The sequence below is a fragment of the Microbacterium sp. AC215 genome (genome assembly GCF_979258645.1).
The window spans coordinates 1982198-1999025 of sequence record NZ_OZ409869.1; the positions used below are offsets into that span (position 1 = coordinate 1982198).

Annotated in this window: 13 protein-coding genes; 1 reads left to right on the forward strand and 12 read right to left on the reverse strand. The window is 68.9% G+C overall.

Annotated features, from left to right (window positions below):
- Nucleotides 1–29: 29 nt before the first annotated feature.
- The 5 genes from ACZZZF_RS09670 to ACZZZF_RS09690 all read right to left on the reverse strand — a co-directional run bounded on the left by ACZZZF_RS09670 (nt 30) and on the right by ACZZZF_RS09690 (nt 8780).
- On the reverse strand, nt 30–2804 hold the full coding sequence (locus ACZZZF_RS09670) for a glycosyl hydrolase 53 family protein (protein ID WP_463498113.1): 2775 nt from the start codon (nt 2802–2804) through the stop codon (nt 30–32).
- 29 nt (nt 2805–2833) lie between these two features.
- Complete coding sequence (locus ACZZZF_RS09675) at nt 2834–3745, reverse strand: sugar ABC transporter permease (protein WP_463498115.1); 912 nt, start codon at nt 3743–3745, stop codon at nt 2834–2836.
- The gene (locus ACZZZF_RS09680; protein ID WP_072590577.1) at nt 3745–5367 is read right to left on the reverse strand and encodes an ABC transporter permease subunit; all 1623 of its coding nucleotides are present in this window, start codon (nt 5365–5367) and stop codon (nt 3745–3747) included. Before ACZZZF_RS09680 ends, ACZZZF_RS09675 begins: the two co-directional genes overlap by 1 nt.
- A 64-nt stretch (nt 5368–5431) precedes the next feature.
- On the reverse strand, nt 5432–6658 hold the full coding sequence (locus tag ACZZZF_RS09685) for a sugar ABC transporter substrate-binding protein (protein ID WP_463498117.1): 1227 nt from the start codon (nt 6656–6658) through the stop codon (nt 5432–5434).
- Nucleotides 6659–6773: 115 nt separating this feature from the next.
- On the reverse strand, nt 6774–8780 hold the full coding sequence (locus tag ACZZZF_RS09690) for a beta-galactosidase (RefSeq protein WP_463498119.1): 2007 nt from the start codon (nt 8778–8780) through the stop codon (nt 6774–6776).
- 215 nt (nt 8781–8995) lie between these two features.
- On the opposite strand from ACZZZF_RS09690, the gene ACZZZF_RS09695 reads away from it, so the two are divergent.
- Nucleotides 8996–10003 (forward strand): LacI family DNA-binding transcriptional regulator, encoded by a 1008-nt coding sequence (locus ACZZZF_RS09695; RefSeq protein ID WP_463498121.1) that lies wholly within the window; start codon nt 8996–8998, stop codon nt 10001–10003.
- Between the two features lie 210 nt (nt 10004–10213).
- Here ACZZZF_RS09695 and ACZZZF_RS09700 read toward each other — a convergent pair whose 3' ends face one another.
- The 7 genes from ACZZZF_RS09700 to ACZZZF_RS09730 all read right to left on the reverse strand — a co-directional run bounded on the left by ACZZZF_RS09700 (nt 10214) and on the right by ACZZZF_RS09730 (nt 16767).
- On the reverse strand, nt 10214–11080 hold the full coding sequence (locus ACZZZF_RS09700; protein ID WP_463498123.1) for an alpha/beta fold hydrolase: 867 nt from the start codon (nt 11078–11080) through the stop codon (nt 10214–10216).
- Nucleotides 11081–11366: 286 nt separating this feature from the next.
- Nucleotides 11367–12323, reverse strand: a complete 957-nt coding sequence (locus tag ACZZZF_RS09705) for a siderophore-interacting protein (protein WP_463498125.1) — start codon at nt 12321–12323, stop codon at nt 11367–11369.
- Nucleotides 12313–13113: an ABC transporter ATP-binding protein gene (locus tag ACZZZF_RS09710; RefSeq protein WP_053098527.1), complete on the reverse strand. Its 801-nt coding sequence runs from the start codon at nt 13111–13113 to the stop codon at nt 12313–12315. Before ACZZZF_RS09710 ends, ACZZZF_RS09705 begins: the two co-directional genes overlap by 11 nt.
- Nucleotides 13110–14192, reverse strand: coding sequence for a FecCD family ABC transporter permease (locus tag ACZZZF_RS09715; protein WP_463498127.1), 1083 nt, complete (start codon nt 14190–14192; stop codon nt 13110–13112). The genes ACZZZF_RS09710 and ACZZZF_RS09715 overlap by 4 nt, the downstream gene beginning before the upstream one ends.
- Complete coding sequence (locus ACZZZF_RS09720; protein WP_072590572.1) at nt 14189–15232, reverse strand: FecCD family ABC transporter permease; 1044 nt, start codon at nt 15230–15232, stop codon at nt 14189–14191. Before ACZZZF_RS09720 ends, ACZZZF_RS09715 begins: the two co-directional genes overlap by 4 nt.
- Nucleotides 15233–15264: 32 nt before the next feature.
- Nucleotides 15265–16299, reverse strand: a complete 1035-nt coding sequence (locus tag ACZZZF_RS09725) for an iron-siderophore ABC transporter substrate-binding protein (protein WP_053098526.1) — start codon at nt 16297–16299, stop codon at nt 15265–15267.
- A gap of 264 nt (nt 16300–16563) precedes the next feature.
- On the reverse strand, nt 16564–16767 hold the full coding sequence (locus ACZZZF_RS09730; RefSeq protein WP_042538190.1) for a cold-shock protein: 204 nt from the start codon (nt 16765–16767) through the stop codon (nt 16564–16566).
- Nucleotides 16768–16828 lie beyond the last annotated feature (61 nt).

Below are 16828 nucleotides of genomic sequence, written 5' to 3' on the forward strand. Positions count from 1 at the left end.
AGGATGTCGGGCTCTCGGACGCGTTGACGTCAGCGCTTGACCGCCACCGTGAGCGTCTTGCTCTGGGTGCTCCCGGCCGCGTTCACGAACTCGACGCGGTAGGTGTGCTTCCCCACCGCGCGATCAGCGACCGGCACCGTCACCCGTTGCGCGGCGGGGCTGTTCGCGACCATGTCGCCCTCGGAGATCAGCATGCCGTCCTCATACAGGCGATACGAGGTCGCATTGGTGCCCCACCACATGTCGGCGGTGAGAGTGTATGAGCCGTCGCCGTCCCAGTTGTCGGCCGAGAGCACGGGCGTGCCGGGCGCGGCATCCTTCACCGTCACCGTCACGGGCTTCACCGCCGTCACACCGCGCGAATTGACCAGCTCGCCACTGTAGACGTACGAGCCATTCGTCTTGCCGGTCACGGCGATCTGCGCGCTCTGCGCGGAGGTTCCCCCGAAGGTGAGCGGCACGGTCTTGACCAGCACACCGTTCTCGAACACCCGCAGCTTCGTGGCGTTCTGCCCCCACCACAGGTTCATGGTGAGCGTGAAGTCGCCGTCGAGCAGCCCCGTATCGTGACCGTTGTCGTGCGACAGCACTCCGCGAGCGGGCGCGGTGGTCGCCGCATCCTGAAGCAGGAGCGCGTCCACTGCGGCAGCCAGTGTGTCCAAGGCCCCCGTGACCGCTGACGCCCTCGGACTCGCGGCAGCCAGCACGATGTCGGCGCGAGCGATCGCTCCGGGCAGCGCGACCGTCGACGACGCGACATAGGCATCGAGGTCGAGAGCCGCGGCCGCATCGCGCCGCTCTCGCAGCTGCGAGGTGTCGGCACCGGGCACCGGTGCGCGCACGAGTTCGAGATCGTCGATCGTCCCCCACGCCCCCGCCGGAAGCGCCGCGGAGACCCGCACGACAGCCGTGCCGTCAGCGCCCACCTGCAGCGCTTCGGTCGTCGGCGTCGACCACACGCGCCAGCCGTCGAAGCCGAACGCCGCAGCGGCGCCGGCGACCGACGCAGACGACAGCGACAGCGACGCACGCCCGTCGGCACCCTCCCCGTCGCCCTGCAGCGATGCCCGTGCGACATACGACCCCGCGGGCAGTCCGGAGACCGTCTGCGAGAGGTCGAACGAGTATCCGGCACCCGCATAGAAGTGCGCCGAGTGCGTGCCGCTCCGAGGGTCGTCCCACGCGCGCAGCGTGAGTCCCGATCCGGTGACGCTCCACATGCTCGTGTCCGCGTCCTCGAATCCGGGGTTGCGCAGGTAGTTGCGCGCCGAGACGGTGACGGTGGCCGACGCCGCTATGCCGGCATCCGTCGCGCCCGAGATCACGTACTCGCCGGCGCCCTCGATGAATCCGGCCGCCGACGACCAGGTGACGGGCTGCTGCTCCGACGACCCGTCGTTGTAGAGCACCGTGACCTCGTCGGGCAGCTCGACGGCATCGCCCTCGGTCACCTGCAGCGCGACCGCCTGCACCGACTCGACGGCCCGCGGGGCCTGGGCGCCGGTGCGCACGTACGAGAAGATGTTCAGCGCATCGGATGCCGTGCCGTCGAAGCCGAACAGCGCCTGGTTGTCCCACGCGGATCCGCCGAACCAGTGCCCCGCGTCCTCGGGCTCGTACTCGCCGGCGAAGCTCGACGCCCAGCCCGATCCGTCGCGCTCCCACAGCGTTCTGTTCTGCTCGAGCTGTGCGGGCGGACCCACCGGCAGCCATGCGGGCTCCCAGTAGTAGACGCCGAGTCCCGCCTCACCCACGTCGGCGACGGCCTGCACGACCGCGCGCACGGCATCGGCCTGACCCTGCACGCTCACCGGGTACTGCGTCGCCTCGGACGCCAGGTCGACGACGTTGCCGTGACCGTCTCCGTCGTCGAGCGTGAACGCCCACGAGGTCTCGGCGACCATGACCTTCTTGCCGTAGGTCTCGGCGACGTGCGAGAGCACGGCCGTGAGGTTCTCGGGAGTCCCGTGCCAGAACGGGTAGTACGACGACGCGAACACGTCGTAGTCGACGTCGCGGCGATCGAGCTGCGCGGCGACGTCGGCGTAGAACCCGGCGCGCTCGGGGTTGGTGAAGTGCAGGGCGACGAGCGTGTCCGGCGCCTCGGCCCGCACGGCGGCGGAACCGGCCGAGAACACTTTCGCCATGTCATCCCAGCCGCGCACTCCGGCGACTCCGCCGTTCGTCTCATTGCCGACCTGCACCATGCGGAGGTCGACACCCGCATCGACCAGGCGACGCACCGCATCGCGCGTGAAGGCACCCACCTCGGTCGCCACCTGGTCGGCGGTCATCCCCTCCCACGCCTTGGGCGCCTGCTGCTTCGCGGGGTCGGCCCAGAAGTCGGAGTAGTGGAAGTCGACGAGCACGCCGAGGCCGGCATCCGTCGCTCGCTGCGAGATCTCGATCGCCCGATCGACGTCGACATCGCCCCCGCCGTAGCCGTTGCCGTTCGCGTCGAACGGGTCGTTCCAGACGCGCACGCGCACGTCGGTGACCCCGGCGTCCGCGAGGATCTCGAACAGGTCGCCCGGCGCGCCCTGGGCGTCGCGGAACACCACGCCCGACTCCTCGAGCGACAGCACCGACGAGACGTCGACGCCGCCGATGAAGTCGTCCGGCAGGTTCTCGACCCGGGGGACGGTGATGGTGGCATCCACCGGCCCGTCGACCGAGACAGCCGCAGGAGCGAGAGCGGATGCCGCCGGCGAGGCGGCCGACGCCGGCAGCGCGACGCCGATCAGGGCGACGGCGGTGACCGTGGCCAGGGCGGTGGAGAGAAGGGAACGCGTGCGACGGTGCATGACGGCCTTTCGAGCGATGGAGGTGCGGATCAGCCCTTGACGGATCCCTGGGTGAGCCCGCCCACGATGTACTTCTGCAGCGAGAAGAACAGCGCGAGCACGGGCACGGCGGCGACCACGACGCCGGCGGCGAAGAGCCCCCAGCGTGAGGTCAGCTGGTTCGAGACCCACTGGTACATGCCGACGGCGAGGGTCCAGTTGTCCTCGGACGTGAGGATGATCTTCGACAGGATGAAGTCGCCGAACGCCGCGAGGAACGCGAGCAGGGCGACGACCGCGAGGATCGGCACGACCAGCGGCATGATGAGCCGCCAGAAGATCTGCGCGTGGCTGGCCCCGTCGATCTTCGCCGACTCGTCGATCTCGACGGGGATCGTGTTGAAGAACCCGTACATCAGGAAGGTGTTCGCGCCGAGCGCGCCACCGAGGTACACGCAGATCAGGGCGATCTTCGAGTTGATGCCGAGCGCCGGCACGACGTCGCCGATCGTCTGCAGCATCAGGAAGATCGCGATGAACGCGAGCGCCTGCGGGAACATCTGCAGCACGAGCAGGGTGGTGAGGCTGGCGCGTCGTCCGCTGAACCGGAACCGGGAGAACGCGTACGCGCCGCAGGCGCCCATGAGCACCGAGCCGACTGCGGTGACACCGCCGATCAGCAGGGTGTTGCCGAACCAGACCCAGTAGCGGGATTCACCCAGAGCGATGTAGTTCGCCGGGTCGAACGCGCTGAACAGCGCACTGGATGCCGCAAGGCTGCCGTTCGGGTTGAGCGAGGCCGAGAGGACGTAGACGAGCGGGAACGCGGCGAAGAACAGCACGCCGGCGGCGAGGATGTACTTCCAGCCGACCTCGCCCCACCAGCGACGCCGACGTACACCCGCGCGCGCGGCCTCGGCATCCTTCGATGAACCGGTCACGATGACTCTGGTCTCACTCATCACTGGTACTCCTCGAGCTTGCGGGTCTGTCGGAAGCTCAGCGCTGAGATGAGACCGACCACGATGAAGGCGATGATCGACAGCGCACTCGCGAGGCCGTAGTCGGCCGCACCACCCGAGACGCCTGAGACGTCGTAGATGGCCGAGACGAGGATGTCGGTCGAACCCAGTGCGTAGGGCGCTCCGGCGATCGCCGGCCCGCCGTTGTTGAAGGTGTAGATCACGGTGAAGTTGTTGAACGCCACCGCGAACGAGGCGATCAGCAGCGGAGCAGTCGAGACGAGCAGCAGCGGCAGCACGATGGCGCGGAAGCGCTGCAGCTTGTTGGCCCCGTCGATCTCGGCGGCCTCGAGCGTCTCGCCGGGGAGCGACTGCAGGGCTCCGGTGCAGACGAGGAACCAGTACGGGTAGCTCAGCCAGACGTTGACGAAGATCACCGCCGCACGGGTCAGCCACGGGTCGCCGAGCCAGTTGATCTGCGACCCGAAGAAGAACAGGTCGTTGATGACGCCGAACTCGGCGTTGAACATGCCGCGGAACAGCAACGCGGCCATGAACGCGGGGAACGCGTAGGGCAGGATGAACAGCGCTCGCAGGAACCGGCGACCCTTGACCCGCGGGTCGTTGTAGACGATCGCGAGGCCGAGCCCCACGGCGAAGCTGAGGACGACCGACAGGATCGCGAACGCGAAGGTCCAGACGGTCACGCTCAGCAGAGTGCCCGCGAGATTCGCATCGGTGAAGAGCTTCAGGAAGTTGGCGAAGCCGACGTTGACCGACCAGCCCGTCGGCAGCGCCGTGCCGTCCTCGGCCACGAACGCGCCGAGTTCTGTGGCGGTGTAGACCGTGCCCGACTGCGTGTCCGTGATGGTCTGCGCCTCGGCATCCCACACCAGCGTCGGTTCGTACACCGAGCCGGTCGAGCCCTCCCGTGTGCGGATGGAGCCGTCGTTCGGGTCGTCCGACACGGGCACCCTGAGGTCCTTGATGGTCGCGCCGAGTGCCGGATCGGTCAGCACGGTCGCCCTCGGGACGACCTCCCACCCGGGCACCTCGCTGGGGGCGCCGGTCGCGCCGATCTCGGCACCGGATGCGGTGGTCAGCGGCTCGGTGGCCGAGCCGACCTGCACGTCGCCGTCGTCATCGACGATCGCGAAGCCGAGCTCCGCGCCGCGCTGCACGATCGACAGCGGGTAGTCGGACGAGCCCTCGATGCGGCGCTCGCCCTGGATCAGTGCGGCCTCGACCGCCTGCTCCTGGGTGCCGACGTGACCGGTGCCGTAGTTCGTGAAGGCGATGTAGGCCGTGTAGCCGAAGATGAAGATCTGGAAGACGAGCAGGAAGATCAGCCCGGGCAGCAGGTACTTCAGCGGCAGCGCCCTGCGGGTGAAGTACACCCAGTCGGCGATGATCACCAGCAGCACGACGACGCCGAGCACGATCCACGACTCGGCGCTCCAGGCCGAGATGGCCGTCATGATGCCGAAGGCGTTGACCAGCGCCATGAGCGCGAGCTTGATGAGGAAGCCCCAGCCGAGGCCGCGGAAGCGGCGGGCATGGGACTCGCGCGAGGGCTTCACCACGGGAGTGGGCGCCTCGGCGGGCGGTGCCTGGATCGTCATGTGTGCGTCCTGTCTGAGGATCGCAGGACGGGGAGGGGTTCGGGCCCCTCCCTGTCCGGCGGGGTCAGCCGGCGAGGGTCGTCTCGAGGTCGGCGACCATGGTGTTCCACGTCGACACCGGGTCGGCGCCGTTGATGATCTGCGCCTGCGCGGCGTTCCACAGGTCCCAGACGGAGCCCATCTCGGGGATCGACGGCATCGGGACGCCGGTCTGCGCCGAGGCCACGAATCCGGCCGTGATCGGGTCGGACGACACCTCTTCGGCGAGCGTGGTCCACGCCGGGATGCGCGGGTCGGCCTCGTACAGCGCGCGCTGCGCGTCTTCGGTGCCGAGGTAGTTCACGAGGAACTCCTGCGCGAGCAGCGCGTTCTTGCTCTTGCTGGAGAGGTAGAAGCCCTGCACGCCGACGAACGGCGCAGCGGTCTCGCCGCCCGCAGACGGGATCGGGTTCACGGCGACGTTGACGCCCTCGAACGCGCTGATGGCCCACGGGCCCTGGATCGTGTACGGGGCCTTGCCCGACGCGAACAGCTCGTTGTTGATGTCGTAGTCGACCGTGGTCGAGATGTAGCCGGTGCCGTTCGACCCGTTGGCTCCGAGCCACGTGGCGAACGCCTCGCCGGGCGCGCCGCCCATGCCGACCTCGCTCGTGTACGAGCCGGTGTCGTCCTGCACGAAGACGGGGGCGCCGAACGAGGTCTGCAGTCCGTACATCGTGTATCCGTCGCCGGTCTCGCCACCCGTGTTGATGACGAACGGGCGCTCGGTGCCGGCGGCGACGCCCTTGGCGATCATGTCGTCCCAGCTGGCGGGAGCCTCCGCGCCGACCAGGTCGACGTTCTGCACGAGGGCGATGGTCTCGAGCGAGTACGGCATCGCATACAGCTGACCGTCGTACGTCATGGCGTCCAGCGCGACCTGCTCGAACTCCGACGCCTTGTCGCCCAGGTCGATCGTGTCGACGACACCGGCCGCGACGAGCGCGCCGAGCCAGTCGTGGGCGCCGACCGTGATGTCGGGGCCCTCTCCGGTCGGGACCTGTGCGATGAAGTCGTTGCGGAGGTCCTCGAAGTTCTTCTGCACGAGGGTGACCTTCGCGCCGGTCTCCTCCTCGAACGCCTCTGCGGCGGCGGTGATCGCGGCTTCGCGCTCGGCGTCCGTCCAGATGACGAGTTCCGCGCCGTCGCCGGATGCGGCGTCGTCGCCGCCTTCGGGTGCGCCGGCGGAGCAGCCCGCGAGGACCACGGCCGCGGCCAGAGCGAGTGCGCCGACTCCGATGTGGTTGCGCATGCGTTTTCCTATCTGTCGTGGCCGACGATGCGCTGCGCGTCATCGCGACCGGTGAGTGGGTGGTGCTGGGTGAAGCGGGTGGTGCGGGGTGAAGCGGTTCGTGCGGTTCGTGCGGTCAGTGGGAGGTGCGGATGACGGCGACGCCGCCCGCCGCGATGGTCAGGGCGCCCGAGACCTCGGCGCCGCTGAGGAGCTCGATGCCCGAGGCATCGAGCTCGACGTCGTCGTCACGGTGGTTCACGGCGATCCGGTAGACCGCGTCGGCGCCGTGACGCGTGATGACCTCGAGGCCGTCGGCGACACCCGACGGGGTGATGTCGGCATCCGCGTAGACCTCGTGGAGAAGGGCGCGCATGCCCGCGGCATCCAGACGGGTGCCGACGTACCAGCCGGTCCCCGCGCCATGCGCGTTGCGGGTGATCGCCGGCTCGCCCTCGCCGGGTCCGCCCGAGAAGTTCGCGACGACCTCGGCGCCTTCGAGCGCGATGTCCTCCTGCCAGACGTCCGCGACGATGCCCTCGTGGTCGACCCAGTCGAGGCCGTGGCTCTCGCCCTCGCGCAGCGGCAGGAACTCCTCGACCGTGAGGCCGAGCGCCTCGCGCAACGGCGCGACGAAGCCACCGGCGTGCACGGCGTCGTTCTCGTCGACGATCGCCGAGAAGAACGACACGAGCAGGGTGCCGCCGTCGTTGACGTAGGCGGTGAGGTTGGCGGCATCCGCCGTGCTCAGCAGGTACTGCGCCGGAGCGACGACCAGGCGGTAGCCCGAGAGGTCCTGGCCGGGCAGGGCGAAGTCGACCGTGATGCCGTCACGCCAGAGCTGCTCGTAGAAGCGGCGCACCTGGGCGGCGTGCGTGACGTCTTCGGACGGGCGCCACTCGAGGTCCTGCGCCCAGAACGATTCGAAGTCCCAGAGGATCGCGACGTCGGCCTTCACGACGCTGCCCTGCACCTCGTCGAGGCGGCCGAGTGCTGCACCCAGATCGACGACCTCGCGGAATACCCGCGACTCGGTGCCGGCGTGCGGCAGCATCGCCGAGTGGAACTTCTCCGCACCGGAGCGCCCGGCGCGCCACTGGAAGAACAGGATGCCGTCGGCCCCGCGACCGAGGTGCGTGAGCGAGTTGCGCTTCATCTCTCCCCGGCGCTTCGCGATGTTGCGCGGCTGCCAGTTCACGGCCGAGGTCGAGTGCTCCATGAGGATCCACGGCTTGCCGCCGCCCACCGAGCGGCTGAGGTCGGCGGCGATCGCCAGGCCGATGTGAGCGTCTTCATCGGCGGCCCACAGGTAGTGGTCGTCCGAGACGATGTCGACCTCGCGGCCCCACGCCCAGAGGTCCGTGGTCCAGCTCTGGTTCGCCATGAAGTTGGTCGTGATCGGCTGGTCGGCGTGCGCGCGGATCGCGTCGCGCTCGGCGATGAAGCACGCGCGCAGCTGGTGATCGGTGAAGCGCGCGAAGTCCAGGCGCTGGGCGGGGTTCACGACGCTCGGGGCGATGGCCGGGGCGCCGACGTGCTCCCATGCCGAGTAGTGCTGGCCCCAGAAGGCGGTGCCCCACGCGCTGTTCAGTGCGTCGAGCGAGCCGTACTTCTCCTGGAGCCAGAGCCGGAAGGCGGCGACCGCGTTCGGCGAATAGTCCTCGCCGACGGGAACGCCGTACTCGTTGTGCACGTGCCACAGCACGACGGAAGGATGCTGTGCGTAACGCGCCGCGAGAGCATCCGAGATCCGCACGATCGCCTCGCGGTAGGCCGGCGACGAGTGCGAGGCCATGCCGCGCGAGCCGAAGCCCATCGTGCGGCCCTCGCGGTCGATGACGTGCGCGTCGGGGTTGCTCGCGAAGAACCAGGCGGGTGGCGAGGCCGTCGGTGTGCCGAGGTCGACCCTGATGTCGTTCTCGTGCAGGAGGTCGAGCAGCTCGTCGAGCCAGGCGAAGTCGAACTCGCCCTCGGAGACCTCGATGAGCGCCCACGAGAAGATGCCGACACTGACCAGGTTCACCCCGGCCTCGCGCATCAGGATGACGTCTTCGCGCCACGTATCGGGCGACCACTGCTCGGGGTTGTAGTCGCCGCCGTAGGCGATTCCGCGCAGGTCGGGCCAGGCGTGGGGCGAGGTCATCGGCACTCCATCGGGTCGGTGTGGTCGTGGTGCGGGTCCCGACGTGCTGTCGCTCATTCGACTGGGACCGGTCTCAGGTTGTCACGGGGACATGACTGGGACCGGTCTCAGTTCTACCCCAGGTTCGGCGTCGACCACAACCGCCGTTACCGAACTGAGACCGGTCCCAGGTTGGACTACCGCTGGACGGGATGCTGTGGGTAGAGTCACAGGCGATGAGTGATGTCAGCGCGAAGCGCAAGCCGACGATCCGCCAGATCGCGGCGCAGGCGGGGGTGTCCCGCAGCACGGTCTCGCGAGTGATCAACGGCGGGCACTGGGTGTCCCCCGACGCCAGGCAGGCCGTCGAAGAGGCGATCCTCGCTACCGGCTACACCGCCAACCACCATGCCCGCAGCCTCGCCACCGGCCGCGCCGGATCGCTCGCCTTCCTCCTGACCGAGCCGCAGCAGCTGCTGTTCGACGATCCGACCTTCGCGCTGCTGCTGCGCGGGGCCGCCGAAGCGCTCGCCCAGCGGGCCATGACCCTCGTGCTGCTCGTCGCCGGAACCCCCGCCGAGCGCGAGAGCGTCGCCCAGTTCCTCAGCGCGGGACACGTCGACGGCGTCATGCTGATCTCGTCGCACGAGTCCGACCCGCTGCTCGATCAGCTGATCGAGGTCGGCATCCCGACTGTGTGCTGCGGCGTGCCGCTCGGGCACGAACGCGAGCTCTCGACGATCTCCGTCGACGAGATCGCCTCCGCCCGCACCATGGCCGCGCACCTCGTGACGCAGGGACACCGCCGCATCGGCATGATCGCCGGCCCCGACGACACCCCCGGTGGTCGCTATCGCCTGGTCGGCTTCCGCGAAGAGCTCGGCGACCTCTACGACGAATCGCTGGTCGAGCGCGGCGACTACTCGTACGAGTCAGGGCTCGCCGCCATGACGCGGATGCTCGAGCACGACGTCGACGCGGTGTTCGCGGCATCCGACCGGATGGCGGCCGGAGCCATCGCCGCCGCCCGCCGCGCAGGGCGCCGCGTGCCCGAGGACATCGCGATCGCCGGCTTCGACGACTCAGGCCTCGCCGCCACCCATGAGCCGCCCATCACGACCATGCGCCAGCCGTGGGATCAGATCAGCGCGAAGATGGTCGCCGTGCTGCTCGAGGTCATCGCCGGGGCATCCCCCCGCTCGGTCGTCCTCGACACCGAGCTCGTGGTGCGCGCGACCGCGTAGGCGGCATTCGCTCCGCTCCCGCTCCCGCTGCCGCCCCCGCTCCCGCTCCCGCTCCCGCTCGTGCTCCCGCTCCCGCTAGTGCGCGCGCTGCGAAGGTGATCTCCCGCAGCGAAGGGCCGAAGGCCGCGTGAGGCCCTTCGCAGCGCGAGATCTCCTTCGGTGCGTGCGATGGCTGACGACAGGACGCGTCGACGAGGTCTCGCTCGCCGCCTACGGCCGGTCGAGCACCTCGCGGAGCGTGGCGGCGAAGGCCTCGGGCTGCCCGGCATAGCCGAACTCGCCACCCATGAAGCCGCCGTGGTGACTGGGGAAGACCGTCGCCTGCTGTCCGAGCTTCTCGGCCAGGGCGAGCGCGGTGCGGCCGGTGTAGCCCTTCAGCGACTCCTCCCCGACAGCGACGACGATCCGAGTCGGGGATGCCTTCAGCGCTTCGAGATCCGGCTCGTAGAGCGGCACCGCCCACGAGAGTTCGGACAGCAGTGGATCATCCCGCGAGCCGTCGTCCTCCGTCGGCATCCCGAATGCCGCGGGGTCGGGGGCCGGCTGGGCGAGGAACTCCTCGGTGACCTCTCCCTCCCACGACGTCATCGCGACGAACGCCGCCATTCCGGCACCCCATCCTCGCTCCTGATATGCCCGGGTATAGGCGATTCGCGCTCGATGCACCGCTTCGGCATCAGGCAGCACGCTGTCGATCGGCGGCTCGTGGGCGACCAGAGTCACCACGTCCTGAGGGTGCGCGGTGACCAGAGCGAGTGCGCTCACGGCTCCACCGCTGCTCGCGAACATGTCGACAGGGCCTGCACCGAGCGCCTCGATGATCGCGTGGACATCCTCGGCCTGGACATCGGGCTCGTTCGTGACTCCGCCGTCCTTGCGCACGCTGCGGCCCAACCCTCGTGGATCGTAGGTCACGACGGTGCGATCGCCGAACAGCTTCACCTGCGCCTGGAAGCCGCTCGCATCCATCGGCTGGCCGATCATCATCAACGGAGGGCGGCCATCCTTCGTCGGGAGTGGCCCATGCACGTCGTAGACGAGGTCGACGTCCGGGAGCTCGAGGGTGTGCTGCGTCATCGGGTGGCCTCCTCGGCGTCGAACGATTCCACTGGGATGCTACGGCGCGGCATCCGCTGGCGCCAGCGCTTCGACACTTCTTCGTGACAGCCGACCGCACCCCGTCTCAGCCGACCGCATCCCGTCTCAGCCGACCGCATCCCGTGAAGGAGATCTCGCTCGGCGAAGGATCGGATGCCGGATCCGCGCCTTCGTTACGTGAGATCTCCTGCGATGCGAAAGCGCCAACGCGAACGCGAGCGCCAACGCGAACGCGAACGAGAGCGGCCCCCCGAAGCGCCTGGCGTCAGCCGCGCATGGCGACACCGCGTCGCCAATAGCCCATGAAGGCGACCTGCGAGCGGTCGATGCCGAGATCCTTGACCAGGTGGCGGCGCAGTGTCGTGACGACGCCGCTTTCGCCGGCGATCCAGAAGTAGCGCTCCGCGGGAGCATCCGCCTCCGCGATCTCCTCGCCGAGACCCGAGTAGTCGGGGGTCTCCCAGAGCAGGGCCTCCGTGTCGATGTCCTTCACGTCGATCTCGTCGGCAGCATCCGCATCTCCGAGGTACTCGAGCACGGCGGGAATCAGCCGCACACCGTGGGGCTCACCCGCATCGCGAGGCAGCCAGTGCACCTCGACCCCGGCAGGCGCGTCGATGCGCAGGACGTCGGCCGGGGACGGCACCTCGATGAAGGCGCAGCCTCGAAGGTCGCTCGGGGCGTCTTCGAGGATGCGCGCGATCGCGGGAGCCGCCGTCTCGTCACCGGCGAGGACGACCGACGTCGCGGTGCCCGGCTCGTACTCGGCGCCGCCGTGTGCGGCCGCGGCGACGCCTCGACGTGGTCCGACGATGAAGAGCTCCTTGCCGACCGCCGCCGCATCAGCCCAGCGCGACGCCGGGCCCGTGAGTCCGGGCGCCAGGTGCAGCACGAAATCGACATCGATCTCGGTGCCCGCACCCGTCGCCCGCAGGTCACGCACCGAGTAGGTGCGCATGGATCCGCGGTCCTCCTCGGGGACGGCGAGGAAGGAACCCCACCAGTCGTCGGTCTCACGATCGAGATCGGGGAGGATGCCGGATGCCGGCGGGAACACGATCTTGATCCGGGAGTCGAAGACGTCACCCGGCGTGCCGAACTCGAGAAGGTCGTCGCCGCCGAACGTGATCCGCACGAAGTTCGGCGACACCCGTTCGACCCCGCGCACCTCGGCGCGGGCGAGCACGTAGGTGGGGCGTTCGGTCGTGGTCTCAGCGGACATGATGCCTTCCGATCGGGGTGACCATCGGCTTCCCGGAGACCGGGTCGATGGTGATCTGGTTCGCGAGGTCGAAGACCTCTTCGACGAGCTGGGCGGTCACGACATCCTGCGGAGCGCCGGTGGCGTGCACCCTGCCCTCCTTCATCGCGACGAGCTCGTCGGAATACCTCGCGGCGAGGTTGAGGTCATGCAGCACCATCACGATCGTGGTGCCGCGCGAGACGCTCAGGTCGGTGAGCAGATCGAGGACCTCGACCTGGTGAGCGACGTCGAGGAACGTGGTCGGCTCGTCGAGCAGCAGGATGTCGGTCTCCTGCGCGAGCGCCATGGCGATCCACACGCGCTGACGCTGGCCGCCCGAGAGCTCGTCGACGCTGCGGTCGGCGAGCTCGGTGGTGCCGGTGGCGGCCAGAGCATCCGCGACGACCTCGTAGTCGTGAGCGCTCCAGCGAGCCAGCATCTTCTGATGCGGATGCCGACCGCGGCCGACGAGATCCGCGACGGCGATGCCCTCGGGAGCGACGGGCGACTGTGGCAGCAGGCCGAGGATGCGCGCGACCTCCTTGGTGGGGCGCGCGTGCACCGACTTGCCGTCGAGCACGACCTGACCCGCCGTCGGCGAGAGCAGACGCGCGAGCGAACGCAGCAGGGTCGACTTGCCGCATCCGTTCGCGCCGACGATCGTGGTGATCTTGCCCGGCGCGATCGCGAGGTCGAGGCCGTCGATGATCGTCCGGTCGCCATAGGCGAGAGTGACGGACTCCGCCGTCAGAGTGTGCGCCTCGGTCACAGGGAGCCTCCCGAGCGGTTCGTGCGGATGAGCAGGTAGATGAGGTACGGAGCGCCGAGCACGCCGGTGATCACGCCGACCGGGTAACGCTCGCCGAAGGCGAACTGACCGATCAGGTCGCCTCCGAGCACGAGCACAGCGCCGATGAATGCGCTGGGGACGAGCAGGTTCGCTCCGGGCCCCGTGATGCGGGCCGCGATCGGACCCGCCATGAACGCCACGAAAGCGATGGGGCCGGTCGCGGCGGTGGCGAACGCCAGCAGGGCGACGGCGCCGAGGATGAAGAGCAGACGAGTCGTGTTGACCCGCACCCCGAGACCGGATGCCGAATCGTCGCCGAGCTGCATCGCCCCGAGCGCCCTGCCCTGCAGGAGCAGCAGCGGCACGATGATGACGGCGGCGATCGCGAGCGGCATCACGCGTTCCCACGAGGCGTTGTTCAGGCTTCCGGTGAGCCACTGCATCGCGGTCTGGATGTCCCAGTTCGCCGCCCTCGACAGCATGTACGAGACGATGCTCTGCAGCATCGCCGCGACACCGATGCCGATCAGGATCAGTCGAGTGCCCGCGAAGCCGTTCTTGATCGACAGCAGGTAGATGACTCCTGCCGTGACGATCGCACCGCCGAGCGCGAGCAGCGAGACGATCGGCCCGTTGAGCGACAGCACGATGATGCCGAACACCGCTGCGGCGCCGGCGCCGTTCGAGATGCCGATGATGTCGGGCGAGGCGAGCGGGTTGCGCAGCAGCGTCTGGAACGAGACGCCGGCGATGCCGAACGCGAAACCCGCGAGGATCGCGAGCACCGCGCGGGGCAGGCGCAGCTCGCCGACGGTGAACGACGCCCCCGGCACGGTCTCGCCGAGGATCACGCGGATCACCTCGTCGAGCGGATAGAACGTGTTGCCGATCATGAGCGCCACGGCGAACAGCACGAGCAGCAGCGCACCGAGCACGATCGTGGCCGTGGCGTGGCGGCGGTGGCGCGAACGGCGGCCCGCGACGAGCGCGGCGACCTCGTCGCGGGTGCGGTCGGATGCTGCGGGAGTGTGGGCGGCAGCCCGGTCGATGGTGCTCACAGTTCACGCACCTTCTGACGACGGACGATCCAGATGAAGAACGGGGCGCCGATGATGGCGGTGATGATGCCGACCTGGATCTCCTCCGAGGTCGGCGCGATGACACGGCCGACGATGTCGCTCGCAAGCAGCAGGGCGGCGCCGGCCATGGCCGAGAACGGCAGCAGCCAGCGGTGGTCGGTGCCGATCAGCATCCGGCAGACATGCGGGATCACGAGACCGACGAATCCGATGGGCCCGGCGATCGCTGTGGCTGCTCCGGCGAGGATCACGGCGCCGACCGCCGACATGAGGCGCGTGCGGAAGACGTGCTCGCCGAGTCCCTTCGCCATGTCGTCGCCGAGAGCGAGGGAGTTCATGCCCCGGGCGCTGGCGAAGCAGATCAGTGCGCCGAGCGCGAGCACCGGGGCGGTGATCGCGATGCGCGGCCACTCGGCACCGCCCACTCCCCCGATCTGCCACGACTGGAACGCCTGCAGCAGGTCGACGCGCGGCAGCATGACGGCGCTGATGAGCGAGGCGAAGGCGGCCGAGGTGGCGGCACCGGCGAGCGCGAGCTTGAGGGGCGTGGCACCGCCGCGTCCGAGCGAACCGACGGTGTAGACGAACGCCGCGGCCAGGGCGGCGCCGATGATCGCGAGCGCCATTTGGCTGTAAGCGTCGGTGAGACCGAGGAAGGCGAGGCCGAAGACGACGGCGAGCGAAGCGCCGTTCGAGACGCCGAGGATGCCGGGGTCGGCGATCGGGTTGCGGGTGACCGCCTGCATCGTCGCGCCGGAGAGTGCGAGCGCTGCACCGACGAGGATCGCGAGCACCGTGCGCGGAAGGCGCTTGATGATCGCCGCCTGGGCGAGGGTGTCATCCTGCCCGGCGAGGGCGGCGAAGATGTCGTCGATGCTCACGGAGCGCACGCCGAAGCAGATCGACAGGATGCAGAGCACGAACAGCACTCCCAGGCCGACGAGCAGCCAGAGCGTGCGCGCCCATGCCGGGCGTCGCAGATCTGCGACGCCCGGCAGGGGAACGGTGACAGCGGTCACGGGAATTCAGTGTGCGAAGGTGACGCCGACGGTCACTTCGCGGCGAGCGGTGCTGCCAGCAGGCCGAGGTAGTCGGACAGGCCCCACTGGATCGACAGCGGCGACGGGTTCGCCGACGCCGCGATGGGGGTGGAGTCGGGCAGGATCACGATGTTGCCGGCGGCGATCGCGGGGATCTTCGACAGCAGCGGGTCGGCCTGCATGGTGGCGATGAGCGAGTCGTCGCCGTAGGTCACGAAGACATCGACGTCGTCGAAGGTGTCAGCCTCTTCGGAGCTCACCGACAGGTAGAACTCCTTGCTGTCTGCGTTCTCCTCGACGATCGACGGAAGCGGAAGACCCAGGTCGTCGTGCAGGTAGCCGGGGCGCGTGTCGATCGCGGTGTAGTAGCCGACCTGGCTCAGGTCGCTCGGGTCGACGTACGCGAACAGCACCTTCTTGTCCTTGAGGGCGCTGTTCTCCTCGAGGGCGGCCTCGGCGTCGGCGTGCAGCTCTTCGATGAGGGCGTCGCCCTCCTCCTCGAGGCCGAGCGCCTTCGAGTTCATCTCGATCATGTCGTCGACCGGGGTGCCCCAGGCGACCTCGGGGTAGGCGACGACCGGTGCGATCTTCGAGAGCTGGTCGTACTCCTCCTGCGTCAGACCCGAGTACGCCGCGAGGATGACGTCGGGCTGCGTGTCGGCGACGGCCTCGTAGTCGATGCCGTCGGACTCGTCGAACAGCACGGGCTCTTCGCCGCCGAGCTCGTCGAGCTTGTCCTCGACCCAGGGGAGGATGCCGTTGTCGTCGTCGTCGCCCCACGTGGCCTTGCTCATGCCGACCGGGACGATGCCGAGAGCGAGGGGAACCTCGTGGTTCGCCCACGCGATCGTCGCGACGCGCTCGGGCTTCTCCTCGATCGTGGTCTCGCCGAACACGTGCTCGATCGTGACGGGAAAGGCACCGTCATCGGCGGGGTTGCCGCCGGCGGAGTCGGAGTTCGAGTCGGTCGACGACGTCGCGCAGGCCGTGAGGCCGACGGCCAGAGCCGCGGCGACACCGGCGGCGATGAGACGAGAGGTGCGCACAGGCGTTCCCTTCGGGTTGGGATGAGGGGGTGTGGCGCGGAGGGGCGCCAAGGCTTTGGTAAGCCTGGCCTAATCTAACAGAAAGTTAGGCAAGCCTCATCTTGGGTCCCTGGCCCGGGCGTCATCCTCGCCTCTCGCGCGGGGTCGACATCGCACCGCACCGCCCGATGCGGGGGGCACGGGCACGGGCAGAAAACACCCGGACATGCAGAAAGCCGGCCGGATCCGTGAGGATCCGACCGGCTTCAGGAAGCCTATGCGCGCTCAGAGAGCGCGGATGTTCGCAGCCTGCATGCCCTTGGGGCCACGCTCAGCGTCGAATTCGACCTTCTGGTTCTCACGAAGCTCCTTGAAACCGGAGCCGGTGATTGCCGAGTAGTGGGCGAAGAGGTCGTCCGTGCCGTCATCGGGAGCGATGAAGCCGAAGCCCTTTTCCGCGTTGAACCATTTCACAGTGCCAGTGGCCATGTGTTTTCTACTTTCTGTTTTCAAACGGCCGCTTGCGCGGCCCGCGCCGTGACGGAACGTC

Excerpts from the sequence above, each read along its gene's own strand:
- ACZZZF_RS09695 (WP_463498121.1), top strand. The coding sequence starts at position 8,996 with ATGAGTGATGTCAGCGCGAAGCGCAAGCCGACGATCCGCCAGATCGCG.
- ACZZZF_RS09730 (WP_042538190.1), bottom strand. The coding sequence starts at position 16,767 with ATGGCCACTGGCACTGTGAAATGGTTCAACGCGGAAAAGGGCTTCGGC.
- ACZZZF_RS09675 (WP_463498115.1), bottom strand. The coding sequence starts at position 3,745 with ATGAGTGAGACCAGAGTCATCGTGACCGGTTCATCGAAGGATGCCGAG.
- ACZZZF_RS09705 (WP_463498125.1), bottom strand. The coding sequence starts at position 12,323 with ATGTCCGCTGAGACCACGACCGAACGCCCCACCTACGTGCTCGCCCGC.
- ACZZZF_RS09670 (WP_463498113.1), bottom strand. The coding sequence starts at position 2,804 with ATGCACCGTCGCACGCGTTCCCTTCTCTCCACCGCCCTGGCCACGGTC.
- ACZZZF_RS09680 (WP_072590577.1), bottom strand. The coding sequence starts at position 5,367 with ATGACGATCCAGGCACCGCCCGCCGAGGCGCCCACTCCCGTGGTGAAG.
- ACZZZF_RS09690 (WP_463498119.1), bottom strand. The coding sequence starts at position 8,780 with ATGACCTCGCCCCACGCCTGGCCCGACCTGCGCGGAATCGCCTACGGC.
- ACZZZF_RS09685 (WP_463498117.1), bottom strand. The coding sequence starts at position 6,658 with ATGCGCAACCACATCGGAGTCGGCGCACTCGCTCTGGCCGCGGCCGTG.
- ACZZZF_RS09700 (WP_463498123.1), bottom strand. The coding sequence starts at position 11,080 with ATGACGCAGCACACCCTCGAGCTCCCGGACGTCGACCTCGTCTACGAC.